The organism is Actinoplanes aureus (assembly GCF_015704865.1).
Taxonomy (GTDB): domain Bacteria; phylum Actinomycetota; class Actinomycetes; order Mycobacteriales; family Micromonosporaceae; genus Actinoplanes; species Actinoplanes aureus.
This window is the reverse complement of sequence record NZ_JADQTO010000023.1, coordinates 47,833-69,195: the sequence shown is the minus strand read 5'-3', so window position 1 is coordinate 69,195 and position 21,363 is coordinate 47,833. Positions and strand designations below refer to the sequence as shown.

Below are 21,363 nucleotides of genomic sequence, written 5' to 3'. Positions count from 1 at the left end.
GATCACCAGAAGCCCTTGCCGTCCGTCAGATCCTTCAGGCCCGGGCGGACGTCGAGCAGGTAGATGAGTGCCGCGGCGACACCGATCATGCTGATGATCAGCAGCGATCCGAGGGTCAGGACGGTGATCACCAGGCAGACGCCGATGATCGCTGCCCACGCGCCCTTCGGCAGCGTGCCGAGGGCCTGGAAGCCGGCGCCGCGTTGGGTCAGGCAATGGATCAGCGCCACCGCCTGGAGAACCAGCGACAGCAGAAAGACCAACAGGTCGACGTAGCCGACGACTGTCGTGTAGAAGATCGGCGCGGAGTAGGCCATGAGGCAGAGTCTATGCCGCGGGCCCCGGCAACGCCGGGGCCCGCGGATCATGTCGCGCTAGCTGTATCGCTTACTCAGCGGCGGGCTTGCGAGGGGCGGCCGGCTTGGCCCGCTTGCGCGGCGCCTTGGGCGCGGCCTCGACGGCCTTGGCCTCGGTCACCGTGGCCTCGACGGCCTTCGGCTCCTCGGTGGTCTCGATGTCGGCGTTCACCACGTCGGCGGCCTCGATCACACCGGTGCCCACGACGCGCTCGCCGCGCGCCACCAGCTCGGTGTAGACGGCGATCGCCCGGTCCTGGGCGAGCTGCGCGATCGAGGTGGCCACGCTTGCGGCGTTCTCCCGCAGGGCCACGAAGTCGGTGGTGTTGGCCTTCTCGCGAAGCTCGGCGGCCCGGGTGTTGGCCTGCTCGTTGTAGACCTTCAGCGAGGCGGCGGCCTTGTCGCTGAGCTGGGTCAGCACGGCGGGGAGCTTGCGCAGCTGCTGGTACGCCAGGTCACCGGCACCGGCGGCGGCGTAGAGCGGGGCGGGAATCTTGGTGTTGGTCTGCTCGGTCATGAGTTCTCCTCGGCGATCGGGGTGGTCGGAGAGGGCGCGTTACGCGCGTTCTCGTTGCGGAACGTCTCGTAGATCTGCGACAGGGACTGCTTCTGCGCGATCGTGAGCTCCGGGTCGACCGCGATGGCGGCCAGTACGCCCTGCTGGCCCTCACCATCGAGCAGTCCGGCCCGCAGGTACATCGCGGGCGTCGACACTCGCAAGGCACTGGCGATCTGTTGCAGCACCTCGGCGCTCGGCTTGCGCAGGCCACGCTCGATCTGGCTGAGGTAGGGGTTGCTCACCCCGGCCTTGTCGGCGAGTTGCCGGAGCGAGATCTTCGCGGTCTGCCGGAGGTCTCGGATGAAGGATCCGATGTCCTCGGGCAGGTCCTTGGGTGTGGCCATGCGTTCGAAGTTAGCTCGGAGTGCTAGCTGTTGCAAGCAAAACGCTTGCAACAGCTAGCGTGAACCGAGTCACCCCGCGATTCAGAGAACCGCGCGAACCTCGCCGACCGGGCGGCCTCCGCCCAGCACGACCTCGTCCATCGGCGGCACCGCGACGCCGAGCCGCCGCAACGCGGCAAGCAACACCGGGGTACGCGCACGCGCCGCCCCGTCCGAGATCTTGACCGCCACGGCTCCGACCCCCGGCATGGCGGCCGCGGCCACACCGTCCGCGCCTTTCTTCACCAGCAGGCCCGGAACCGCGGTCATCAGCACGGTGTCGTCCGTGCCGGTGCCCGCCACGAGCGCCGGAAACCCCCGCATGGCGTCGGCGACCCGCTGCTCCGGGGTGCCCGGCTCCGCTTCGACCAGCCTGCGGAACGCGAGGGCCAGCCCTCGTGGAGAGATCGCCAGGACCGGCGCGCCGCACCCGTCCACGCCGGTCGCGGCGACCGGCTCACCGGCCAGTTCGGCCACCGTCTCGGCGAGCGCGACCTGCAGCGGGTGCTTGGGATCGAGGTACGAGTCGAGCGGCCACCCGTTCACGACACAGGTGGCGAGCATCCCGGCGTGCTTGCCGGAGCAGTTCATCAGGATCGGCTCGGGCTCGCCCCCGGACCTCAGCCACGCCTTCCGGGACGACTCACCGAGCGGGAGGTCAGGAATGCAGCGCAACGCGTCCGGACCGAGGCCGACCGCCGCCAGCATCTCCCGGGCCCGTTCCACGTGGAACTTCTCGCCGTCGTGGCTGCCGCTCATCAGGGCCAGGTCGGCCTCCTCGCGCGGGACCAGGCCACAGTTGAGCATCCCGACCGTCTGCAACGGCTTGCTCGACGAGCGGGGGAAGAACGGGCTCTCCACGTCGCCCACTCCGTCGCCGCTGGTGAACGCGACGATGCCGTGGTGGACGCTCTCCACGAAGCCCGAGCGGACGACCTCTGCGACGATCATCGGGCAGCCTTTAGTCCGGTTTCGGGGCGGCGGTCGGGGTGGTTGGACGGGACTCCGAGCAGCTCGCGGGCCTGCGCCGGCGTGTACGGCGGGCGCTGCGCCAGCTGGGCGAACCCGACCGCGCGGGCGACCAGCTGCATGTTCGACTCGACCGGGCGGCCCTTCGCGTACGTGAGGGTGTCCTCCATCCCCACCCGCAGATGCCCGCCCGCGCTCAACGACGCCAGCATCACCGGCAGGGTGCTGCGGCCGACGCCGGTCGCCGAGAAGGTGGTGCCCTCCGGCAGGTCACGGATGGCTTGCTCGCAGGCGGCCACGGCGGCGGTGGTTCCCGGCATCCCGCCCGGCACACCCATCACCAGGTCGACGTGGACGTGCCCGCCGAACGGCAGCCCGTACTTGCCGAGCAGCCGCTGCAGGGTGGTGAGCTGGCCCAGGTCGAAGATCTCGTACTCCGGCACGATGCCGCGCTCCTGCATCCGGGTGTGCAGGTCGACGATGAACTCCCAGCGGTTCAGGAACACGTCGTCACCGAAGTTGACGGTGCCCATCGTGCAGGAGGCCATCTCCGGGCCGGCGTCCAGTACGGCGAGCCGGTCCGACTCCGGATCGGTGACCGCCCCGCCCGAGGAGAGCTGGACGATCAGGCCGGTGGACTCGCGCAACGCCGCGACGGTGGCCCGCAGCCGCCCCTGATCCAGGGTCGGCCGGGCATCAGCGTCCCGGATGTGCACGTGAATTATCGAAGCGCCCAGCGCCTCGCACTCCTTGGCGGTGGCCACGAGCTCGTCCAGGGTCACTGGCAGAGCCGGCACGTCCGCCTTGCTGCTCTCCGCGCCGGTCGGGGCGACGGTGATCAAGGTCCCGGTCATGCCTCGCATACTGCCATGGCTCACCCGGCGTCGATGGCGGCTGCCGACTCCCCGACGGTCAACCTGGCGTCATCGGCGACGTTGCGCTTCACCACGGCCAAGGCGATCATCCCCAGCTCGTGATGGCGTACCGCGGTGCCGACGAAACCGACAGCCCGGCCGTCCAGCTCGACAGCGGTGCCCCGGGCCGGCGGGTGATCGCTGGCGACCCCGTCCAGGTGCAGCAGGACCAGGCGGCGCGGCGGGCGGCCCAGGTGGTGCACCCGGGCGATCGTCTCCTGGCCGCGGTAACAGCCCTTGTCCAGGTGCACCCCGGCGGCCAGGAAGCCGGCCTCGGCCGGGATGGTCCGGTGGTCGGTCTCCCAGCCCAGTCGCGGGAACCGGGCGGCCACCCGAATCGCCTCGTACGCCCACAGGCCGGCCCGCGGCACGCCCAGCTTCTCGATGACCGCCGTCTTGGCTTCCCTCGGGATCAGCAGGTCCACCCCGAGCGGCACCCGACGGGCTAGGCCGCCTTCGAATTCGCGTACCGAATAGAGGCTTGTCGGCTCGGGTGGAACGGACCCGGCGGCGAACTTCGGACCCGGCACCTCGCCCACCCGGGGCTCGCCCAGGCCGGAGACGAGATCGGCCGCGCCCGGGCCGACCAGCGACAGCACCGCCAGCTCCTTGCCCGCGTCGCGCGGCTCCACCTTGGTGAAGAACCGCATCATCTCCAGGTATTTGAGCAGGCCGGCGCCCGCGCCGGGCTCGGTGTCCAGCCAGGCGGTCGTGCCGTCCTCGGTGACGAACGCATGCTGCTCGACGTGTCCGTGCGGGGAGAGGACGAGGAGTTCCGTGCTCTCCCCCGCTGACAGACCGGACAGGTGCTGGGTGGTGAGCGTGTGCAGCCAGCTCGCCCGCTCCTCGCCCGGCACCGCCAGCACATCCCGGTTCGACCGGTCGACGACGCCGACCGCCGTCTCCAGCAGGCGCTGCTCCCGCATCGGGTCGCCGAAGTGGGCCGGCACGCCCGCGTCAGCCGAATTCGGGTCGAGGTCTTCGACCATCACAGTGGTCACTCGTTCTCCTTGCAGTTACCGCAGACGCCGAAGAGTGAGACATGGCCCACGTCGACCCGGAAGTCCCGCTCCGCGCGGAGCCGGTCGGTGACCGGCGACATCACCGCCGGGTCCATCTCGTCGATCGAGCCGCAGGACCGGCAGACCAGGTGGACGTGCTGGTCCTCGCCGGCCGCGTGATAGGTCGGCGAACCGTGCGACAGGTGGGTGTGGTTGACCAGACCGAGCTCTTCGAGAAGCTCCAAGGTCCGATACACCGTGGTGATGTTGACGCCGGCGGCCCGCTCACGGACCGCGTTGTGCACCGACTCCGGCGTCGCATGCCCGAGCTCGTGCACCGCTTCCAGGATCAGCTGACGCTGTGGGGTGAGCCGCAGGCCACGCTCACGGAGCATGGCGGCAAGCGAAGTGGCGGACACGCTATGAGCATAGTTCGCTAGTTTCGAACGGGTGACCGACCGCATGCCGGTATCGCCGGGCGATCTGCTCGGCGACGGCGTCTTCGAGACCATGCACCTGCGCCCGGACGGGCCCTGGCTGCTCGACGCGCACCTTCTCCGGCTCGCCCGCTCGGCCGCGCTGCTGGAGATGCCGGCACCGGTCGCCGCCCGCGACCGCGTCACCGAGGCGGCGGTCGGCACGGGTGCGATGCGGATCATCTACACCCGCAGCGGTCTGCTGCACGCCAGCGTCTCCGCAATCCCCCCGGCTGTGCTGCGCGAACGCCGGGACGGCATCCGGGTGATCAGCGCCGGCCTCGGCGTATCCGCCGGCCGGCGTCCGCCGTGGGACATCTCGGCGGCCAAGTCGCTCTCCTACGCGAGCAATTTCGCGGCCCGGCGCTGGGCGGCGCGCCAGGGCGCCGACGACCTGATCTGGCTTTCCACCGAGGGGTACGCCCTGGAAGCGCCCACCGCGTCCGTGGTCTGGCTCACCGGTGACACGTTGTGCACAGTCCCGCCGTCGTCTGCCGCGATCCTGCCCGGCATCACCGCGGCACACCTGCTGTCGGTGGCGCCGTCGGTGGGCCTGCACGCCGTCGAACGCATGGTGACCCTGCCGGAGCTGGCCGCGGCCGACGCGATCTGGCTGGCGTCCTCGGTGCGCGGGCTGGCCGAGGTGATCAGCCTCGACGGGGTGTCCCGGGCCCGGTCGCCCTGGACTCCCCGCCTGCTGGAACTTCTCGGCTTCTAACCCCCGACCCGCAACAGCCGCGCCGACATGTGCGGCTTCAACCCGCTGTTGCCGACCGCGATCTCGTGGGCGTAGAGCAGAGCGCCCTCGACGATGCCGAACAGCCGGTGCCCACCGGTCACGTGCAGACCCGACGGCGTGTGCGCCACCGCGTCCGCCGCCATCTCCAGCCGGGTGGTCGCGGCCTTACCGAGGTACAGCTCGGCGATCCCGTCCGGCCGGATCATCGTGGCTTCCATCTCGTCGCCGGGCCGGCCGTCGACCAGCACCGGCCGCCAGAACCCGGACTCGACGAGCGCCTGCCCGATCGGCGCCGACTCGTCGTCGAGCAGCCAGGCCCGCGACTCGTACCGCAGGAAGGCCCGGCCGTCATGGCTGATCCGGACCTCCTGGGCGAAGTTGTAGTCGTCCTCCTGCGGGAACCCGCCCTGCCCGCGCCCACGCCACAGACCCACGAACGGCAGCAGACCCAGCAGCGACGGGTGCAGATCCGGGCCGACGCGCAGGTCGTGCGTGTCCTCATACGGGTACGCGTCGACGGGCGGCGCGTGGAGCCACGGCGGCGGTCCCAGTGGGTTTTCCGTCTCGCTGCTCACCAACGCCCCCTCGAAATACGCACTGCCAGATAACCGAAGCCGCCGGCCAGCCCGCCGAGGGCGGCCACCAGCAGACTCACGAACCCGATCTCGGTAACCATCGCGCCCATCTTATGCTGGCCGGTATGGCACGTTTGCTGGTCGTCAAGGCCACCGCCGGAGCGGACGCTCCGGAGCGTTGTTCGCAGGCTTTCACCGTGGCGAGCACGGCCGTCGCGTCCGGCGTGGACGTGTCGTTCTGGCTGACCGGGGAGTCCACCTGGTTCGCCCTGCCCGGCCGGGCGGCCGAATTCGAGCTGCCGCACGCCGCGCCGCTGCCCGACCTGCTGGACGCCCTGCTCGCCGCCGGTCGCGTGACGGCCTGCACGCAGTGCGCCGCCCGCCGCGACATCGGGCCTGACGACGTCCTGCCCGGCATCCGCATCGCCGGTGCCGCGGTCTTCGTCGAGGAGATCATGTCGGACGGCGCTCAGGCGGTCGTTTACTAGTTGGTCCCGGCTTTACTAGCCGGTCCCGGTCCCGGCCGCCGGCTTGCTGCCGGCTCCATTCGCCGGGCTAGCCGGGTTAGCCGGGTTAGCCGGGTTAGCCGCCGGCTGCGTTCGCCGGACCGGCCGGAACGGCTCGCCGGATCGGCTTTCAGCCGGCCCGGCAGCCGGTAGTGACGCTCACCACAAGCCGCCCACCCTGGTTCGTGACCACGACCGATTCCGCCCCGATCCGGTACGCCCACCCGCCCGGCTCTGACCACACCGGAGTCAGCCCGTCCGGAACCCCGCGCGGCGCATCGTCCGGATCGGCCGTTCCAGCGTCCGCCTCGAAGGTGGCCGCGGTCCCACCCGTCGGGCACGTCACCGCCCTGACCCTGGGGCCAGCCTTACTGCCCGTCGCGCCTCCAGCACCCGGCTCGCTTCCCGAGCCGGGCGTGGCCCCGGACTCGCCTCCCGGGCCGGGCGTGCCCTCGGCGCTCGGCTCGCGCTGATCGCCGGTCGCGGTGAGGGCGGCCAGCGTGCCGGCGAAGAGTTCCGGTGCCGGGCCCGCCACCGGGTCGGACTCGTCGACCTTCCCGGTCGGTGGCCGGCAGCCGGAATCCACCCGGACGGTGAGCACCTGATCGCTCGACCGCGCCTCGGCGTCGATCGCGATGAACCCGCCGGCGTCCGCGAACAGCGAAAGCTGAGTACCGCCACGAGCAGCGACCACGCTGGCGCCGTAAGTGTCCGGCAGCCCCGCAGTGATCCCGTCCAGCGCGGCCTGGGCGTCGCCCTCCGGCACGTAGACGGTCAGGTCGCGGCTGACTCGCCGGCCGGTCCATGCCGGGTTGAGCGAGCAGTCGTCGACCCGCAACTCACCCAACCGGATCGCCCACCGCTCGTCCTGAGCCGCGGTGACCAGCGCCCCGGTGGCTCGCCGCAGCTCCGGCACGGCATGACCGATGTCCCGCTGCTCCTGCACCGTCGCCGCGTCGTTGCGCACCGACCAGAACACGGCCGCCAGCAGCACCACGATCCAGGCGCCGACCGCCCACACCAGCCACCGTCGCCGCCGCACCGGCCGAGCCGGCGGCGGATACCCATACCCCGGCCCCGTCACGGCAGCCATGGTGACATGCCGCCCTCAAAGGGCAAGTGCCACCCGAAGCGCCATGTCCACGATCTCAGCGCTCGCCGGAGCCAGAGCGCCGGCCCGCGACTTGAGATAGTCCTTGTGCACCTCGCCGACTCTCGGCACTTGAGCCACGCCCAGCGTGACTCCGTCGGTGTCGGCAACAACCGGCTCGACGATCTCGGATGGCGCGACATCGGAGATCGGCACGACCAAGGCGCCCGATCGCCGTGCCGTCACGCCGTCGTGTCCCACGATGATGACCTTGCGTTCGTGACCTAGCCGAACCACGGTCCAGACTTCCCCGCGCCTCACTTGTCATCGATCCCGAAGATTCGCTCCAGCGTCTCCTCCTCCCAGCCCGGTGGAGCTTCGCGTACAACGTGGGACTCCATCGCCTCCGCGATCGCACGCTCACGTAAGACTTTCGAGATCCAGTCCGACAGCGGCACATCCCGCGTCTCGGCTGCGATCCGGGCTGCATACAGGGCGGTCGCGTCGAGGTCGAGAGTGATCCGCTCGGTCGGCATGCCTCCAACGGTAGGGCATGGCCGGGCAACTGCGTTTGGCATGTGACTAGTTTACTTGCGACAGCTTACTCATGACTATATCTGAGCGCCGCTGAATACTCCGGCGACGAGAGAAATCGCTCGATGACTTCGGCGCTGCCCGGGGTGAACGGGCGATCCAGAACCTCGGCCGCCGGGATGAAGAGCATGGCGGCGCCCTCACCGAGCACGACGTCCGCCTGCCGGGCCGTCGTCGTGCCGTGGAAGTAGTGCTTCACCCGCCCCTGCTCGGGCAGCTCCTGGCGGACGAAGAGCCGCAGCGGCGCGACCGGACGGAGCCGGGACTCCTCCCACAGCTCGCGGGCGGCGCCCTCCACCGGGGTCTCCCCGGCCTCGACCGTGCCGCCGGGCAGGCCCCAGACATTCGGGTAGTAGGGCGCCTTGTCGTCGCGCAACTGGAGCAGCAGCGCGCCGTCCGAGTCGACGAGCAAGGTGCAGGCAATCATCAGCACGGGCGCCTCCGGGCCGGGACGGGCATGGAACGAGCGAGCAACACCGCCGGATCCCGGCCAGGCGGGTGCGGCGACGAACGAGCAACAACGACTGGCCGCAAAGCGGCAGGCGCGGGCAACAAGGCGGCCGGCTCACGGCCAGGCGACGAGCGAGCAACAACGCGGCCGGCTGTCCGCAAAACGGCGAGCGCAGGCAACACCGCCGGCTCCCGGCCAGGCGGCCACGGAGCAACAACGCGGCCTTGTGGATGGGCCAGCACGACGGTCAGCTCTTGGCCAAGCGGGTGAGCGCACCCAGCGCCACCTCGGAGCGTGTCGTGTACCAGAACGGGGGCAGTGACTTGCGCAGGAAGGCGCCGTAGCCCCTTGCGGTCTCCAGGCGTGAGTCGAGGACCGCCACCACGCCCTTGTCGCCGGTTGAGCGGATCAGCCGGCCGACGCCCTGGGCCAGCCGGACCGCCGCTATCGGCACGCTCACCGCCGCGAAGCCGGAGCCGCCGCTCGCGTCGACCGCGGCCGAGCGGGCCGCGGCCAGCGGCTCGTCGGGGCGCGGGAACGGCAGCCGGTCGATCACCACGAGCTGGCAGGCGTCGCCGGGCACGTCCACGCCCTGCCACAGCGACATCACCCCGAAGAGGCAGCTCGCCTTGTCCTCCCGGAACTTGCGGACCAGGATCGGCAGCGTCTCGTCACCCTGGAGCAGGATCGGCAGGTCGGTCTTGGCACGCAACAGCTCGGCCGCCTGGGTGGCGGCCTTGCGGGAGGAGAAGAGCCCGAGCGTACGCCCGCCGAGCGCCTCCACCAGCCGGAGCAGCTCCGCTCCCGCCGCGTCGGGCAGCCCGGACATGGCGGGCCGGGGCAGATGCGCCGCCACATACAGAATCCCCTGCTTGCCGTAGTCGAACGGCGAGCCGACGTCCAGCGAGGTCCAGCCGTCCCCGGAGGCCGGGGCGCCGTCCGGCCCGGGTGCGGCCACCGGGAGGCCGAGCGACCGGGCCACCGTGTCGAAGCGGCCGCCCAGGGTCAGCGTCGCCGAGGTGACCACGACGGTGCGATCCGAGTACAGGCTTTGGGAGAGGGTGCCGGCGACCGAGAGCGGTGCGACCACGAGGGCCCGCCGCCCGTGGCCGAGGTCGGATTTCTCCACCCAGGCGACGTCGGACTCCTCCTCCTCGAGGAGCCGCTGCGCGGTCTTGGAGAGCTCGTCCAGGACGGCCTTGGCGGCCTGCTTGCCGACCGGGTCCGGGTCGTCGGCCTTGACGTCACCGATGGCGGTGAGCGCGGCCCGGGTCGCCGACTCCAGCTGGGTCACGGCCAGACGCAGACCGTCCGGCAGGCCGGTGGTGAGCCGCCCCGCGGGAACGTCGGCGAGGCCCACGGTGAGCGCGTCCGCCGCGGCGGCCAGCGCCTCGGCGGCGGAGGGCGGGATCAGGGTGCGTGCTCGGCGGCCGGCCCGCTCGACGGCCTCCGGGGTGATCTCGGCCTGGGACGCCGAGGAGACCCGGTCGGCCAGCTCGTGCGCCTCGTCGACGACGAGCAGTTTGTGCGGCGGCACGATCTGCCGGCCGGCGATCATGTCGACGGCGAGCAGGCTGTGGTTGGTGACCACGATGTCGGCCTCCCGCGCCCGGACCCGGGAGGCATCGGCGAAGCACTCCTGCCCGTACGGACAGCGGCCGGCACCGACGCAGTCCCGGGCCGGCATGGAGACCTGCCGCCACGCCGTGTCGTCCACCCCGGGGTCCAGCTCGTCGCGGTCGCCGGTCTCGGTCTTCTCCGCCCAGGAGCGGATCCGCAGGATCTGCTTGCCGAGCCGGCCCGCCTCGCCCAGCCACTGCCCGGACTTGGGCGCGGGCGCGTCGTCGAAGAGCGTGTCGGTGGGCGTCTCCTCGTCGGCGTGCTCGAGTTTCGCCACGCAGAGGTAGTGGTGCCGGCCTTTCAGCACGGCGAAGGTCGGTTTGCGCCCGAGCACCGGCTCGACCGCCGTGGCCAGGCGCGGCAGGTCGTGCTCGACCAACTGGTTCTGCAGGGCCAGGGTGGCCGTGGAGACCACCACCGGACCCTCCACGAGCAGTGCCGGCGTCAGGTAGCCCAGGCTCTTGCCGGTGCCCGTCCCGGCCTGGACGAGCAGGTGCTCGCGGTCCTTGATCGCCTTCTCGATGGCCTCGACCATGGCCTGCTGACCCGGGCGGGCGGACCCTCCGGGGACGGCTCCGACTGCGGCGGCGAGGAGCTTCTCGGCGGTGGCCTTCTTCTTGGTAGCTGCGGGCACGGAGGAACCGTACCCGCCACCACCGACAGAACCGGCCCACCGCTAGGGTGCACCTCATGCCGAGCGAGATGGTCCGGGTCATCTACACGAAGTACGACGGTTCGGCGCATCGTGACTACCCGGCCCGCCGTCTGGCCGAGGACGACCTCGGCATCTGGGTCGGCGTGACTCGCGGAACGGCCTCGGTCTACCACGGCCGCCCGTCGGTCGAGCAGATCCCGTTCGTCCTGCTCATCCCGCACCACGCCTGGTGGACCGGGATGTTCAACCCACCACCGCGGACCAGCGAGGTGTACTGCGACATCACCACGCCGGCCCGCTGGGAGGGCGACACCGTGCACATCGTCGACCTGGATCTGGACGCGGTGCGGCGCCGCGAGACCGGGGTGGTCGAGCTGCGCGACGAGGACGAGTTCGAGGAGCACCGGAAGGCCTTCGGGTACCCGGAGGACGTGGTCGGCAACGCCCAGGCGGCGGCCCGGCAGCTGCTGGCGTCGCTCGGCGACGGCACCGAGCCGTTCGCCACGCACTACCGCAAGCACCTGCTAGAGGTCACCCACTAACACCTTCTCCGGGTTCTGCTGGTTGAACAGCCCGGTGATCCGGCCGCCGTCCACCGCGACGGCGAGGACCGCGAGCACCTGCTCCCCGTCCGAGCGGACACCGCGCAGCATCACCGCGGCGGAACCGTTGACGAGCACCGGCTCGACCTCGGCCTCGACGACGTCGGCCATCTTGTTCCGCAGCAGACCGACCCAGAACCGGGCCACCTTTTCGGCGCCGGTGACCTGGTTCAGCGCGGTACGCACCACACCACCCCCGTCACCGATGGTGACCACGTCGGGCGCGAGGACCGCGGCGAGCGTACGCATGTCCCCGCTCTGTGCCGCGCTGAGAAACGCCGTCAGCACCTTGCGCTGCTCGGCCAACCCCGCGGTGTGCCTAATGTCGCCGGCCGAGACCGCACGCCGGGCCCGGGACGCGTGCTGCCGGGCCGCGGCCGGCGTGGTGTCGAGCACCTCGGCCACCTCGTCGAACGGCACACCGAACGCGTCGTGCAGGACGAAGGCGACCCGCTGCTCCGGGGTGAGCCGCTCGAGCACGACGAGCAGCGCCACGCTGACCTGGTCGGCCCGCTCGGCGTGGTCGGCCGGGTCGGCGTCCGGGTCGACGACGTACGCGGGCAGCCACTGCCCCGGGTACGCGGCTCGGCGTACCCGTGCCGAATTGAGCTGGTCCAGGCAGATGCGCGCGGTGACCGTGGTGAGCCACCCGCGCGCATCCCGGATCTCGTCCCGATGCTGCGCGTAGCGCAGCCAGGCTTCCTGCACGGCGTCCTCGGCCTCGGCCCGGCTGCCCAGCATCCGGTACGCCACGGCCATCAGGTAGGGACGCTGGGCCTCGAACTCGGTTGTGGTCAGGGACGGCATAGGGGGAATTCTGCGCGAGATTGCCCGGCGGCGGGTATCACCTGTGCCACAGTATGAAACACCTATAAAGTACGAATCGGATGGTGCGTCGTGCAGGACATGGCGACTCTCGCGGGCAGTCTGGCCGGGCTCGCCGGGGCCGGTGGTGCGGTCTCGGTCGCGATGCTGCGCCGCTCCCGCCCGTGCGTTGCCGCCGGTCACGCCCTCGTCGGTGGCGAGATCGTCGATCCGCTGCCGGGAGTGCTCCGGCTCGGGCTGGGCGGGATGACCGTGCCGGTGGTCCCCGGACCACATGGTGAGCTCTTCCTCGGCCCCGGCGCACCGCAGCCCGGCCGCACCCTGCGGCGGCTGGTCCTCGCCCCGCTCTTCACCCGGGCGCAGGCCGGCGGGCGTCTCTGGCGCGATCAGGGTATGCCGTTCCGGCTGGTGATCGAGTTCGGCGGGGCGAACCGGGACGCGGAGTCCCTGCTGCGCGCCTACCGGATGCTGGACCGGCAGCTCCGGGATCACGCCGCGCTGCTGAGCCGGTGCCGCAACGGCGTGCTCACACCGGGCGTGGTGACCGTGACCGTCTCCGGCATCGTGGACGCCCGCGAGCTGCTCGCCGCCGAACCGGACCGGTACGCCTTCGCCGACGGCACCTTCGACGATCTCGGCTCGCAGTCCGCGCCGCCGGTTCTGGTCCCGATGATCAGCGAGCCGTGGACCCGGCGGTTCGGCTGGGACGGACGCGAACCGATCGCCGCCGAGGAGCGACACCTGCTGCACGCGCTGGTCCGGGCGGCCCACGATGACGGTCGTACGGTCCGGATCTCGGGCCTGCCCGACGGGCCGCGCCGGGTGCGTGCGGCGATCTGGGCCGAGCTCGGAGCCGCCGGTGTGGATGTGATCGCCGACTCGGACCACAGCGGACTCGTCAAACACCTCCGCCGGCACCCGATCAGCGCCACCCCGATGCCTCACCTGCCGACCAGGGCGGTGCGCCGCACCGCGCCCCGGCCCAACGCCCCCCGTACCGCCGGTCGCCGCGAGCCTGTTTGAGCACGAGCCTGTTTAGGCACGTGGCGAAAGGGTGAACCAGCGTGGACCGATAGCATGCCTTCCGCCAGATCCATCAGAAGCCCGTCGATCGAGGTCCGCGCAGTGAAGTTCTCATTCCGTCCCGTCGAGGGCGCCTTTTACGAACTCTTCACCAAGGCCGCGCTCAACCTGGTGAAGGGCACCGAACTGCTCAACGAGCTGGCCCTGCCCGGAGTGGACGTGCAGTCGGTCGCCGACCGGCTGAGCGATGTGGAGCACGACAGCGACTCGATCACCCATCAGCTCTACAAGAAGATCAACTCCACCTTCATCACCCCGTTCGACCGGGAGGACATCTACTCGCTGGGCTCGCAGCTCGACGACGTGATGGACCACCTGGAGGCGGCCGGCAACCTGCTCTACCTGTACGGGCTGACCGCCCTGCCGTCGCTGCCCCGGGAGATGCACGAGCTGGTGACCGTCCTGGATCAGCAGGCGAAGATCACCGCGGATGCCATGCCCCGGCTCAAGTCGATGAAGGGCCTCGAGGAGTACTGGATCGAGATCAACCGGCTGGAGAACGACGGCGACCGGGCGTACCGGATGTTGCTGGTCCGCCTCTTCTCCGGTGAGTACGACGCCCTCACCGTCCTCAAGATGAAGGAGGTCGTCGACGAGCTCGAGGCCGCCTGCGACGCGTTCGAGCACGTGGCGAACACCGTCGAGACCATTGCGGTCAAGGAGTCCTAGGCCTTGGACCCCGAACTCGTCGCCGTCCTGGCGGTGATCCTCGCCGCGATGGCGTTCGATTACACCAACGGCTTCCACGACGCCGCCAACGCCATCGCCACCAGCGTCAGCACCCGCGCGCTCACCCCGCGGGTGGCGCTCGCGATGGCGGCCGTCGGCAACTTCGTCGGCGCGCACCTCGGCGGCGAGGTGGCCAAGACCGTCGGAGACGGCCTGGTCAAACTCCCGCTCGGCATACCCAGCCTGGGCGTGGTGTTCGCCGGCGTGGTCGGCGCGATCATCTGGAACCTGATCACCTGGTACTACGGCCTGCCGTCGAGTTCCTCCCACGCGCTCTTCGGCGGACTGGTCGGCGCCACGCTGTTCGCCGCCGGCGGCACCGTGCAGTGGAACACCATCCTGTCGAAGGTCCTCATCCCGATGGTGCTCTCGCCGGTGGTCGGCCTGATGCTCGGCTTCGCGATGATGGTGGCGATCATGTGGACCTTCCGGCGCGGTCACCCGGGGAAGCTGAACCGCGGCTTCCGGCACGCGCAGACGGTCTCCGCGGCCGCCATGTCGATCGGCCACGGCATGCAGGACGCCGCGAAGACCATGGGCATCATCGTGCTGGCGCTCTACACCGGCGGCTTCCAGGACAACGCCACGCACATCCCGGAGTGGGTCTACTGGTCGTCGGCGGCGGTACTCGCGGCCGGCACGTACGCGGGCGGCTGGCGAATCATCCGCACCCTGGGCCGCAAGATCATCGACTTGGGCCCGGCCGAGGGCTTCGCCGCCGAGACGGTGGCCAGCTCAGTGCTGTACTTCAACGCCCTGGTCCTGCACGCGCCGATCTCGACCACCCACACGATCACCTCGGCGATCATGGGCGTCGGCGCGACGAAGCGGCTCAGCGCCGTGCGCTGGAACGTCGCGGGCAACATCGTGATCGCCTGGATCACGACCTTCCCCGCGTCCGCCCTGATCGCCTGCGTCGTCTACTTCATGGTCCGCCCGCTCTTCGGCTGAGCCAGCAGCACTTCGCGGGCCGCTGGTGGCGGCCCAACGTGGGTGCTGTCTGGCGGCCGTTGAGACAGCATTGAGCGTGGGCCAAGCAAGATCACCGCTTGGGCTCTCTAGTACACGACGCCGATCTGGTCGCGCAGTGTGTCCAGCAGGTTCATCACCTCGAGGGTGGTGTCGTGCGACATGAGCGGGCTCTCCAGCTCGTCGGCGAGCAGGCAGCGCTGCACCTCGGCGGCCTCGAACTGGTAGCCGTTGCCCTCGAACGGCAGCTCGAAGGTCTCCGGCGCCTTGCCCGGCCGGTGCAGCACGAACGATCGCGGCACCATGAAGCCCTCGGGCAGGTCGATCCGGCCGTCGGTGCCGGTGATCGAGGCGGTGTTCCGGCTGGCACCGTTGATGCTGCAGGTCAGGGCGGCCACCGCGCCGGAGGAGTAGCCGAGGAGCACGCCGGTGTTCTCGTCAACGCCCTCCGGGGTCAGGTGCGCCCACGCGTGCGCGATGGCCGGAGCGCCAAGGATCAGGTGCGTCAGGTGGATCGGGTAGACACCGAGGTCGAGCAGCGCGCCGCCGCCGAGGGCCGGGTCACGCAGCCGGTGCGACGTGGCAAACGGCCCCTGCAACCCGAAGTCGGCGTGGATCGCGCTTATCGAACCGATCGCGCCTTCCTCGACCAGCTCGGCGATCTTTCGGATCGCCGGGTTGAGGCGCATCCACATCGCCTCCATGAGGAACACCCCACGGGTACGCGCGGCCTGCACCAGCTGCGCCGCGGACGGCAGGTCCAGCGTGATCGGCTTCTCCACCAGCACCGCCTTGCCGGCTTCCACGCAGAGCGTCGCACCCTCCAGGTGGAAGGCGTGCGGGGTGGCCACGTAGACCACGTCCACACCGTCGTCGGCGGCCAGCTCCGCGTACGAGCCGTGCGCCCGGGCGAAGCCGTGCCGCTCGGCGAACGCCTGCGCACTCGCCAGGGAGCGTGATCCGACGGCGGCGAGTTCGGCGCCCGGCACCAGCGGCAGGTCCGCGGCGAAAGTGCTGGCTATCCCGCCGGGGCCGAGAATGCCCCAGCGCACGTTCTGTCCGTTCATGATCGATACGGTATCGTCCCGGCCGCTCCCGGTGGCAGGATCGACCGGTGACCGAACCGACGCCGCTTCCGTCCGACCCTAGTTCGATGGTGCTCCCGCCCGCGATGCTGCAACGGGCCCGGGACTTCTCCGGGCCGCCCGCGCCGGCCCGCCCGGCGGCCACCGTGGTCCTCCTGCGGCCGCACGGCGACGCCTTCCAGGTGTACGTGCTGCGGCGCGCCACCACCATGGTGTTCGGCGGGGTGTACGCGTTCCCCGGCGGCGTCGTGGACCCCTCGGACCGCCCGGAGACCATCCGGACCGACTGGGCGGAGCGTCTCGGTCTCCCCGACGAGCAGGCCCGGGCCGTGGTCGGTGCCGCCGCCCGCGAGCTCTTCGAGGAGGCCGGTGTCGTCTTGGCCGGTCCGATCGCCGAGCCGGATCGCACGGTCGCCGACGCCGGCACCGCGGACTGGGAGGCGGACCGGGCCGCCGTGCTGCGCCGCGAACTCACCATGACCGAGCTGCTGAACCGGCGCGGCCTGCGGCTCCGCGACGACCTGCTGCTGCCGTGGGCCCGCTGGGTCACCCCGGAGTTCGAGCCGAAGCGCTACGACACCTGGTTCTTCGCCGCCCTCATGCCGGAGGGCCAGGACGCCCGGGACGTCTCCGGCGAGGCCGACCGCACCGCGTGGATCTCCCCGTCCGAGGCCGGCGAGCTGCCCATGCTGCCGCCCACCCAGCACACCCTCCGCCAGCTGGCCGCCTGCGCCACCATCCCGGAGGTCGTCGCCGCGGCCGCCCATCGCGACGCCGCCACCCCGCTCAACCCCCGCATCGAGATCACCGCCGACGGCCGGGTGCTCCTGCACGTACCGAACCGGCCCTGACCCCGTGCCGTTTCCCGGCGGTCGCGCTGCGGCCGTGAGCCGGCTGCTGCTCGCGGCGTCGCGGCGGGGAGGTGCCGATTCGGCGAGAGCGGCCGGCGGCGTACCGAAAAGGGTCCGGCGGTAGAGCCGGACCCTCTCGTTGCGTGAGACTCAGCCGAAGCGACCGGTGATGTAGTCCTCGGTCTTCTTCTGAGTGGGGTTGCTGAAGATCTTCTGGGTGTCGTCGTACTCGATCAGGCGGCCGGGGTCGCCGGTCTTGTCGATCGAGAAGAAGCCGGTCTTGTCGCTGACCCGGGCGGCCTGCTGCATGTTGTGCGTGACGATGATGATCGTGAAGCGGTCCTTCAGCTTGAACATCAGGTCCTCGATCGCCAGCGTCGAGATCGGGTCGAGCGCGGAACACGGCTCGTCCATCAGCACGACCTGCGGCTCGACCGCGATGGTGCGGGCGATGCAGAGGCGCTGCTGCTGACCGCCGGAGAGACCGGCGCCGGGACGGTCCAGGCGGTCCTTGACCTCGTCCCAGAGGTTCGCGGCGCGCAGCGACTTCTCCGCCGCCTCGTCGAGCAGCGCCTTCTTCTTGACGCCGTTGAGCTTGAGGCCGGCCACCGCGTTCTCGTAGATCGACATCGTGGGGAACGGGTTGGGCCGCTGGAAGACCATGCCGATCATGCGACGGACCGCGGTGACGTCCACGTCGGCGTCGTAGATGTTCTGGTCGTCGATGGTGAGGCGACCCTCGATCCGGGCGTTCGGGAGCACCTCGTGCATGCGGTTGACGGACCGCAGGAACGTGGACTTGCCGCAGCCGGACGGGCCGATCAGGGCGGTGATCGTCTTCGGTTCGACGGTCATCGAGACACTGTCGATCGCCTTGAACGAACCGTAGTAGGACGAGACGTTGCTCGCCTCGATGCGCTTGGCCATGGGGTACACCTCTTATCGGGACAACTTGTTGCGGCGGGCGAGCAGCTTGGCGGCGATGGTCAGGATCAGCACGAGCGCCACCAGGGTGAGCGCGGCCGTCCAGGCCCGGGCCGGTGCGTACCGGGAGGCGTCCCCGGCCTGCTGGTACACGAAAAGCGCCAGCGACTGCTGGTTCCCGGCGAACGGGTCGAAGTTGATCGCGGCGGCACCGCCGGCGACCAGGAGCACCGGGGCGGTCTCGCCGGCCGCGCGGGCGATGGCGAGCATGACGCCGGTGACGATGCCGGGCAGGGCGGTGGGGAGGACGACCTTGAGGATCGTCTTCCACTGGGGTACGCCGAGCGCGTACGAGCCCTCCCGCAGCGGACCCGGAACGAGCCGCAGCATCTCCTCCGTCGAGCGGACGATCGTCGGCAGCATCAGCACGGTGAGCGCCAGCGCCGCGGCGAAGCCGGAGAAGCGCGGGTTCCCGTCGTTGAACCACGGGCTGACGATCAGGACCCAGAAGGAGAGGATGAACAGGCCGGCCACGATGGACGGGATACCGGTCATCACGTCCACGAAGAAGCGGACCGTGTTGGCGAACCGGCCCCGGCCGTACTCGACCAGGTAGATCGCGCCGAGCACACCGAGCGGCACCGCGATGAGCGTCGCGATGCCGACCTGCTCCAGCGTGCCGATGATCGCGTGGTAGGCGCCGCCCTCCGGGTCGCGCGCACCGATGTTGTTCATCGAGGTGCCGAAGAAGGCGCCGTCGAGGCGCTCGAGGCCCTTGGACAGCAGCGTCCAGACCACCGAGGCGAGCGGCAGGACCGCCAGGACGCAGGCCGAGTAGATCAGCGCCTGCATGGTGCGGTTGCGCGCGGCGCGACGACCCTCGACCCGGCTGGCGGCGATGTTGAGGCCGACCAGGTAGAGGATCAGGCCGATCACCGCGACCAGCACCCAGTTGCCGATCCCGGCGCCGAGCACGATGACGGCGGCGACCGCGAAGGCGGCCACCGCGACGAGCACGTTGACGATCACCGGCAGCTTGCGGCTCCGGATGTTGTCCGGCGTCATCACGACGCCCGGAACCTCACGCTCAAGAAGGCTCATGCGGCACTGTCCCGGAACTCGCGACGGCGGTAAATGATCGCCCGCGCCGTCATGTTGACCACCAGTGTGATCGCGAAGAGCACCAGACCGGAGGCGATCAGAGCACCCCGACCGGTGGCGTTGGCCTCGCCGAAGGTGTTCGCGATGTTGGCGGCGATGGAGTTACCGCCGTTCTCGATCAGGTTGAACGAGATGTTGAAGGTGATACCGAGGGTCAGCGCCAGCGCGATGGTCTCGCCGAGCGCCCGGCCCAGGCCCAGCATCACCGCGGCGATCACGCCGGGCTTGCCGTACGGCAGGACCGCGGTCCGGATCATCTCCCAGCGGGTGGCACCGAGGGCGAGCGCCGCCTCCTCGTTCATGCCCGGGGTCTGCTGGAAGACCTCGCGGGAGAGTGAGGTGACGATCGGCAGCACCATGATCGCCAGTACCAGGCCACCGAGCATGATCGACTGCCCGAACGGGCCCTCGCCACCGAAGATCGGCAGCCAGCCGAAGTACTCGTTGAGCCAGACCGAGAAGTTGCGTACCGGCACCTGGAGGACGTCGCGTCCCCAGAGGCCGAAGACCACGCTGGGCACGGCGGCCAGCAGGTCGATCACGAAGCCCAGCGGCGTGGCCAGCCGCCGGGGCGCGTAGTGCGACAGGAAGAGCGCGATGGCCAGCGCGATCGGCACCGCCACGATCAGCGCGATGATCGAGCTGAGCACGGTCCCGAAGGCCAGGGCAGCGATACCGAACACCGGCTCGGCGTCGTTCGGGAACCAGGTCTTCTCGGTCAGGAAGTTCGCCGTGTTGGCCTGGAGGGCCGGCACCGCCTTGGACACCAGGAAGACCGCGATGGCGATGATGATGACCAGCACCATCGCACCCGCGGCCGTGGACAGGCCACGGAAACCGGTCTCGACCGAGAATCGGGTCTTCTTGGGCAGGGCGCTGCCGCCACCCAGCGGGGGCTCTTGGTAACTGCTCGGTGAGACACCGGAGCCGGCGCCCCGGGCGTAACCACTGGTCACGCCCGAGTCGCCGGCGGTGGCGTTCACCGAGCGGGAGGGGTATTCACCCATCTACGCGCTCGCTGTCGTCTCGGAGGGATTGACGAAGGGTCAGGCGATCGAGGCGACCGAGGCCTCGACCTTGGCGCGCAGCGTCTCGGGCAGCGGGGCGTAACCCAGCTCAGCGAGAGCCGTCTGGCCGGCCGTGCTCGAGGTGTACTTCAGGAAGGACTGGATCTCCTTGGCCTTGGCGCTGCCCTTGCTGCAGGCGATCTCGTAGGTCACCAGCACGATCGGGTACGCACCCGCGGTCTTGGTGTTGTAGTCCAGCTCGAGGGCCAGGTCACCGTCGGTGCCCTTGACCGTGGCGTTCTCGAAGGTCTTGCCGGCGCTCGCACCGGTCAGCTCGACGTACTCGCCGGCGCCGTTCTTGATCTTCGCCATCTGCAGGTCGCTGTTCTCGGCGAACGAGAGCTCGACGTAGGAGATGGTGTTCGGGGTGCTCTTGACCTTGGTGGCCACACCGTCCGACTTGGCCGCACCGGTACCGCCCGGTGCCTTCCACGCCTTGGCGTTGCCGTAGGTCCACTCGGCCTCGGCGGTCTTGCTGAGGTACTTGGTGAAGTTGTCGGTGGTGCCGGACTCGTCCGAACGGTGCACCGTCTCGATGGTGGCGTCCGGCAGCTTGGCGCCGGTGTTTTCGGCCGCGATGGCGGCGTCGTTCCACTTGGTGATCCCACCGGCGAAGATCTTCGCCAGCGTGGCGGGCGACAGCTGGAGACCGTCGACGCCCTGCACGTTGTAGACGACGGCGACCGGGCCGATCACCATCGGCAGGTTGAGCGCCTTGCCACCGGGGCACTTGGCGTCGGCCTGCGCGACCTCTTCCTCCTTGAGAGCGGAGTCCGAGCCGGCGAAGTCAGCCGTGCCGGCGATGAACGCCTCGATACCCGCCCCCGAGCCGGTGCCCTGGTAGTCAACCTTGGCGTCGGCGCACTGACCCTGGTAGGCCTTGATCCACTCGTCCATGGCGTTCTTCTGAGCGGTGGAGCCCTGTGCCGTCAGGGCGCCGCTGACGCAGCTACCCGGAGCGGCGGACGCACCGCTTCCCGACCCCCCCGACTCGTTGTCCGAGCCGCACGCGGTGAGCGCGATCGTCGCAGTCAAAGCAATGCCGGCCACGAAACCGGACCGCTGGAGCTTCACGGTTGTCCCTTCAGGTTCACTTGCCGCCGGCCTCTCACCGGCTCACACCCGGAAAACTAGGAGCGCGAAGTGACCGGATCCCCGGTCGCAAATGAACTGGGGGTG

At 70.3% G+C, this 21,363-nt stretch carries 26 protein-coding genes and 1 pseudogene; 7 read left to right on the top strand and 20 right to left on the bottom strand.

Going from position 1 to position 21,363, the window contains the following annotated elements:
- Positions 1-2: 2 nt before the first annotated feature.
- The 7 genes and pseudogenes from I4J89_RS35905 to I4J89_RS35875 form a co-directional block, all read right to left on the bottom strand.
- Positions 3-317, bottom strand: a complete 315-nt coding sequence (locus I4J89_RS35905) for a DUF2516 family protein (protein ID WP_196418620.1) — start codon at positions 315-317, stop codon at positions 3-5.
- Between the two features lie 70 nt (positions 318-387).
- A complete protein-coding gene (locus I4J89_RS35900) occupies positions 388-873 on the bottom strand; it encodes a hypothetical protein (protein WP_196418619.1) in 486 nt (161 codons plus the stop codon).
- A gap of 2 nt (positions 874-875) precedes the next feature.
- Positions 876-1,259 (bottom strand): annotated as a pseudogene (locus tag I4J89_RS35895) (helix-turn-helix domain-containing protein); the annotation flags it as partial.
- Positions 1,260-1,340: 81 nt separating this feature from the next.
- On the bottom strand, positions 1,341-2,249 hold the full coding sequence (locus tag I4J89_RS35890; protein WP_196418617.1) for an asparaginase: 909 nt from the start codon (positions 2,247-2,249) through the stop codon (positions 1,341-1,343).
- A complete protein-coding gene (locus I4J89_RS35885; RefSeq protein ID WP_196418616.1) occupies positions 2,246-3,121 on the bottom strand; it encodes a beta-keto acid cleavage family enzyme in 876 nt (291 codons plus the stop codon). Before I4J89_RS35885 ends, I4J89_RS35890 begins: the two co-directional genes overlap by 4 nt.
- 20 nt (positions 3,122-3,141) lie before the next feature.
- Positions 3,142-4,170 carry a CAF17-like 4Fe-4S cluster assembly/insertion protein YgfZ gene (ygfZ, locus tag I4J89_RS35880; RefSeq protein ID WP_196418728.1) on the bottom strand — a complete coding sequence of 343 codons (1,029 nt, stop codon included), beginning with the start codon at positions 4,168-4,170 and terminating at the stop codon, positions 3,142-3,144.
- An 8-nt stretch (positions 4,171-4,178) separates the two neighbouring features.
- Positions 4,179-4,601, bottom strand: a complete 423-nt coding sequence (locus tag I4J89_RS35875) for a Fur family transcriptional regulator (protein ID WP_196418615.1) — start codon at positions 4,599-4,601, stop codon at positions 4,179-4,181.
- 31 nt (positions 4,602-4,632) lie between these two features.
- Here I4J89_RS35875 and I4J89_RS35870 point away from each other — a divergent pair, with 31 nt between their 5' ends.
- Complete coding sequence (locus I4J89_RS35870) at positions 4,633-5,376, top strand: aminotransferase class IV (RefSeq protein ID WP_196418614.1); 744 nt, start codon at positions 4,633-4,635, stop codon at positions 5,374-5,376.
- On the opposite strand, the gene I4J89_RS35865 is transcribed toward I4J89_RS35870, so the two are convergent.
- Both I4J89_RS35865 and mtfM read right to left on the bottom strand, forming a co-directional pair.
- Complete coding sequence (locus I4J89_RS35865) at positions 5,373-5,972, bottom strand: heme-binding beta-barrel domain-containing protein (RefSeq protein ID WP_196418613.1); 600 nt, start codon at positions 5,970-5,972, stop codon at positions 5,373-5,375. The two genes, I4J89_RS35870 and I4J89_RS35865, sit on opposite strands and share 4 nt — an antisense overlap.
- Positions 5,969-6,073 carry a small membrane protein MtfM gene (mtfM, locus tag I4J89_RS51315; RefSeq protein WP_304519540.1) on the bottom strand — a complete coding sequence of 35 codons (105 nt, stop codon included), beginning with the start codon at positions 6,071-6,073 and terminating at the stop codon, positions 5,969-5,971. The genes I4J89_RS35865 and mtfM overlap by 4 nt, the downstream gene beginning before the upstream one ends.
- 12 nt (positions 6,074-6,085) lie before the next feature.
- Here mtfM and I4J89_RS35860 point away from each other — a divergent pair, with 12 nt between their 5' ends.
- Positions 6,086-6,460 carry a DsrE family protein gene (locus I4J89_RS35860; RefSeq protein WP_196418612.1) on the top strand — a complete coding sequence of 125 codons (375 nt, stop codon included), beginning with the start codon at positions 6,086-6,088 and terminating at the stop codon, positions 6,458-6,460.
- Between the two features lie 148 nt (positions 6,461-6,608).
- Here the strand turns inward: I4J89_RS35860 and I4J89_RS35855 are convergent, their stop codons facing one another.
- The 5 genes from I4J89_RS35855 to I4J89_RS35835 form a co-directional block, all read right to left on the bottom strand.
- Positions 6,609-7,562: a hypothetical protein gene (locus I4J89_RS35855; protein ID WP_309238610.1), complete on the bottom strand. Its 954-nt coding sequence runs from the start codon at positions 7,560-7,562 to the stop codon at positions 6,609-6,611.
- Positions 7,563-7,586: 24 nt separating this feature from the next.
- Complete coding sequence (locus tag I4J89_RS35850; protein WP_373688184.1) at positions 7,587-7,889, bottom strand: type II toxin-antitoxin system PemK/MazF family toxin; 303 nt, start codon at positions 7,887-7,889, stop codon at positions 7,587-7,589.
- Positions 7,886-8,104 (bottom strand): hypothetical protein, encoded by a 219-nt coding sequence (locus tag I4J89_RS35845; protein ID WP_196418610.1) that lies wholly within the window; start codon positions 8,102-8,104, stop codon positions 7,886-7,888. Before I4J89_RS35845 ends, I4J89_RS35850 begins: the two co-directional genes overlap by 4 nt.
- 65 nt (positions 8,105-8,169) lie before the next feature.
- Entirely contained in the window at positions 8,170-8,589 is a 420-nt protein-coding gene (locus tag I4J89_RS35840) for an NUDIX hydrolase (protein WP_196418726.1), read from the bottom strand.
- A gap of 271 nt (positions 8,590-8,860) precedes the next feature.
- The gene (locus I4J89_RS35835; protein WP_196418609.1) at positions 8,861-10,867 is read right to left on the bottom strand and encodes an ATP-dependent DNA helicase; all 2,007 of its coding nucleotides are present in this window, start codon (positions 10,865-10,867) and stop codon (positions 8,861-8,863) included.
- A gap of 56 nt (positions 10,868-10,923) precedes the next feature.
- Here I4J89_RS35835 and I4J89_RS35830 point away from each other — a divergent pair, with 56 nt between their 5' ends.
- Positions 10,924-11,430, top strand: a complete 507-nt coding sequence (locus I4J89_RS35830) for a ribonuclease FAU-1 family protein (RefSeq protein WP_196418608.1) — start codon at positions 10,924-10,926, stop codon at positions 11,428-11,430.
- On the opposite strand, the gene sigJ is transcribed toward I4J89_RS35830, so the two are convergent.
- Positions 11,413-12,297: an RNA polymerase sigma factor SigJ gene (sigJ, locus tag I4J89_RS35825; RefSeq protein ID WP_196418607.1), complete on the bottom strand. Its 885-nt coding sequence runs from the start codon at positions 12,295-12,297 to the stop codon at positions 11,413-11,415. The two genes, I4J89_RS35830 and sigJ, sit on opposite strands and share 18 nt — an antisense overlap.
- Positions 12,298-12,396: 99 nt before the next feature.
- On the opposite strand from sigJ, the gene I4J89_RS35820 reads away from it, so the two are divergent.
- The 3 genes from I4J89_RS35820 to I4J89_RS35810 all read left to right on the top strand — a co-directional run bounded on the left by I4J89_RS35820 (position 12,397) and on the right by I4J89_RS35810 (position 15,078).
- Positions 12,397-13,338, top strand: coding sequence for a PI-PLC domain-containing protein (locus I4J89_RS35820; protein WP_196418606.1), 942 nt, complete (start codon positions 12,397-12,399; stop codon positions 13,336-13,338).
- A 102-nt stretch (positions 13,339-13,440) separates the two neighbouring features.
- Positions 13,441-14,067: a DUF47 domain-containing protein gene (locus I4J89_RS35815; RefSeq protein WP_196418605.1), complete on the top strand. Its 627-nt coding sequence runs from the start codon at positions 13,441-13,443 to the stop codon at positions 14,065-14,067.
- Between the two features lie 3 nt (positions 14,068-14,070).
- Positions 14,071-15,078: an inorganic phosphate transporter gene (locus tag I4J89_RS35810; protein WP_196418604.1), complete on the top strand. Its 1,008-nt coding sequence runs from the start codon at positions 14,071-14,073 to the stop codon at positions 15,076-15,078.
- A 107-nt stretch (positions 15,079-15,185) separates the two neighbouring features.
- Here the strand turns inward: I4J89_RS35810 and I4J89_RS35805 are convergent, their stop codons facing one another.
- On the bottom strand, positions 15,186-16,163 hold the full coding sequence (locus I4J89_RS35805; protein WP_196418603.1) for a Gfo/Idh/MocA family protein: 978 nt from the start codon (positions 16,161-16,163) through the stop codon (positions 15,186-15,188).
- An 86-nt stretch (positions 16,164-16,249) separates the two neighbouring features.
- Between I4J89_RS35805 and I4J89_RS35800 the strand changes: the two genes are divergently transcribed.
- Complete coding sequence (locus tag I4J89_RS35800) at positions 16,250-17,032, top strand: NUDIX hydrolase (protein WP_196418602.1); 783 nt, start codon at positions 16,250-16,252, stop codon at positions 17,030-17,032.
- A gap of 150 nt (positions 17,033-17,182) precedes the next feature.
- Here I4J89_RS35800 and pstB read toward each other — a convergent pair whose 3' ends face one another.
- From pstB to pstS, 4 genes are read right to left on the bottom strand one after another with little or no spacing between them, the layout of a single operon-like run.
- Complete coding sequence (pstB, locus tag I4J89_RS35795; protein ID WP_196418601.1) at positions 17,183-17,959, bottom strand: phosphate ABC transporter ATP-binding protein PstB; 777 nt, start codon at positions 17,957-17,959, stop codon at positions 17,183-17,185.
- Positions 17,960-17,971: 12 nt separating this feature from the next.
- Entirely contained in the window at positions 17,972-19,021 is a 1,050-nt protein-coding gene (gene pstA, locus I4J89_RS35790) for a phosphate ABC transporter permease PstA (protein ID WP_373688187.1), read from the bottom strand.
- A 32-nt stretch (positions 19,022-19,053) separates the two neighbouring features.
- On the bottom strand, positions 19,054-20,124 hold the full coding sequence (gene pstC, locus I4J89_RS35785; protein ID WP_196418599.1) for a phosphate ABC transporter permease subunit PstC: 1,071 nt from the start codon (positions 20,122-20,124) through the stop codon (positions 19,054-19,056).
- A gap of 39 nt (positions 20,125-20,163) precedes the next feature.
- On the bottom strand, positions 20,164-21,258 hold the full coding sequence (pstS, locus tag I4J89_RS35780) for a phosphate ABC transporter substrate-binding protein PstS (protein WP_196418598.1): 1,095 nt from the start codon (positions 21,256-21,258) through the stop codon (positions 20,164-20,166).
- Between the last annotated feature and the right edge of the window lie 105 nt (positions 21,259-21,363).

Bases quoted from the DNA above. Each gene is read 5' to 3' on its own strand.
- I4J89_RS35800 (WP_196418602.1), top strand. From the start codon at position 16,250: ATGGTGCTCCCGCCCGCGATGCTGCAACGGGCCCGGGACTTCTCCGGG.
- I4J89_RS35840 (WP_196418726.1), bottom strand. From the start codon at position 8,589: ATGATTGCCTGCACCTTGCTCGTCGACTCGGACGGCGCGCTGCTGCTC.
- I4J89_RS35885 (WP_196418616.1), bottom strand. From the start codon at position 3,121: ATGACCGGGACCTTGATCACCGTCGCCCCGACCGGCGCGGAGAGCAGC.
- mtfM (WP_304519540.1), bottom strand. From the start codon at position 6,073: ATGGTTACCGAGATCGGGTTCGTGAGTCTGCTGGTGGCCGCCCTCGGC.
- ygfZ (WP_196418728.1), bottom strand. From the start codon at position 4,170: ATGGTCGAAGACCTCGACCCGAATTCGGCTGACGCGGGCGTGCCGGCC.
- I4J89_RS35845 (WP_196418610.1), bottom strand. From the start codon at position 8,104: ATGCCGACCGAGCGGATCACTCTCGACCTCGACGCGACCGCCCTGTAT.
- sigJ (WP_196418607.1), bottom strand. From the start codon at position 12,297: ATGCCGTCCCTGACCACAACCGAGTTCGAGGCCCAGCGTCCCTACCTG.
- I4J89_RS35805 (WP_196418603.1), bottom strand. From the start codon at position 16,163: ATGAACGGACAGAACGTGCGCTGGGGCATTCTCGGCCCCGGCGGGATA.
- I4J89_RS35905 (WP_196418620.1), bottom strand. From the start codon at position 317: ATGGCCTACTCCGCGCCGATCTTCTACACGACAGTCGTCGGCTACGTC.
- I4J89_RS35890 (WP_196418617.1), bottom strand. From the start codon at position 2,249: ATGATCGTCGCAGAGGTCGTCCGCTCGGGCTTCGTGGAGAGCGTCCAC.
- pstA (WP_373688187.1), bottom strand. From the start codon at position 19,021: ATGACGCCGGACAACATCCGGAGCCGCAAGCTGCCGGTGATCGTCAAC.
- I4J89_RS35830 (WP_196418608.1), top strand. From the start codon at position 10,924: ATGCCGAGCGAGATGGTCCGGGTCATCTACACGAAGTACGACGGTTCG.
- I4J89_RS35900 (WP_196418619.1), bottom strand. From the start codon at position 873: ATGACCGAGCAGACCAACACCAAGATTCCCGCCCCGCTCTACGCCGCC.
- pstC (WP_196418599.1), bottom strand. From the start codon at position 20,124: ATGGGTGAATACCCCTCCCGCTCGGTGAACGCCACCGCCGGCGACTCG.
- I4J89_RS35820 (WP_196418606.1), top strand. From the start codon at position 12,397: ATGGCGACTCTCGCGGGCAGTCTGGCCGGGCTCGCCGGGGCCGGTGGT.
- pstB (WP_196418601.1), bottom strand. From the start codon at position 17,959: ATGGCCAAGCGCATCGAGGCGAGCAACGTCTCGTCCTACTACGGTTCG.
- I4J89_RS35860 (WP_196418612.1), top strand. From the start codon at position 6,086: ATGCTGGCCGGTATGGCACGTTTGCTGGTCGTCAAGGCCACCGCCGGA.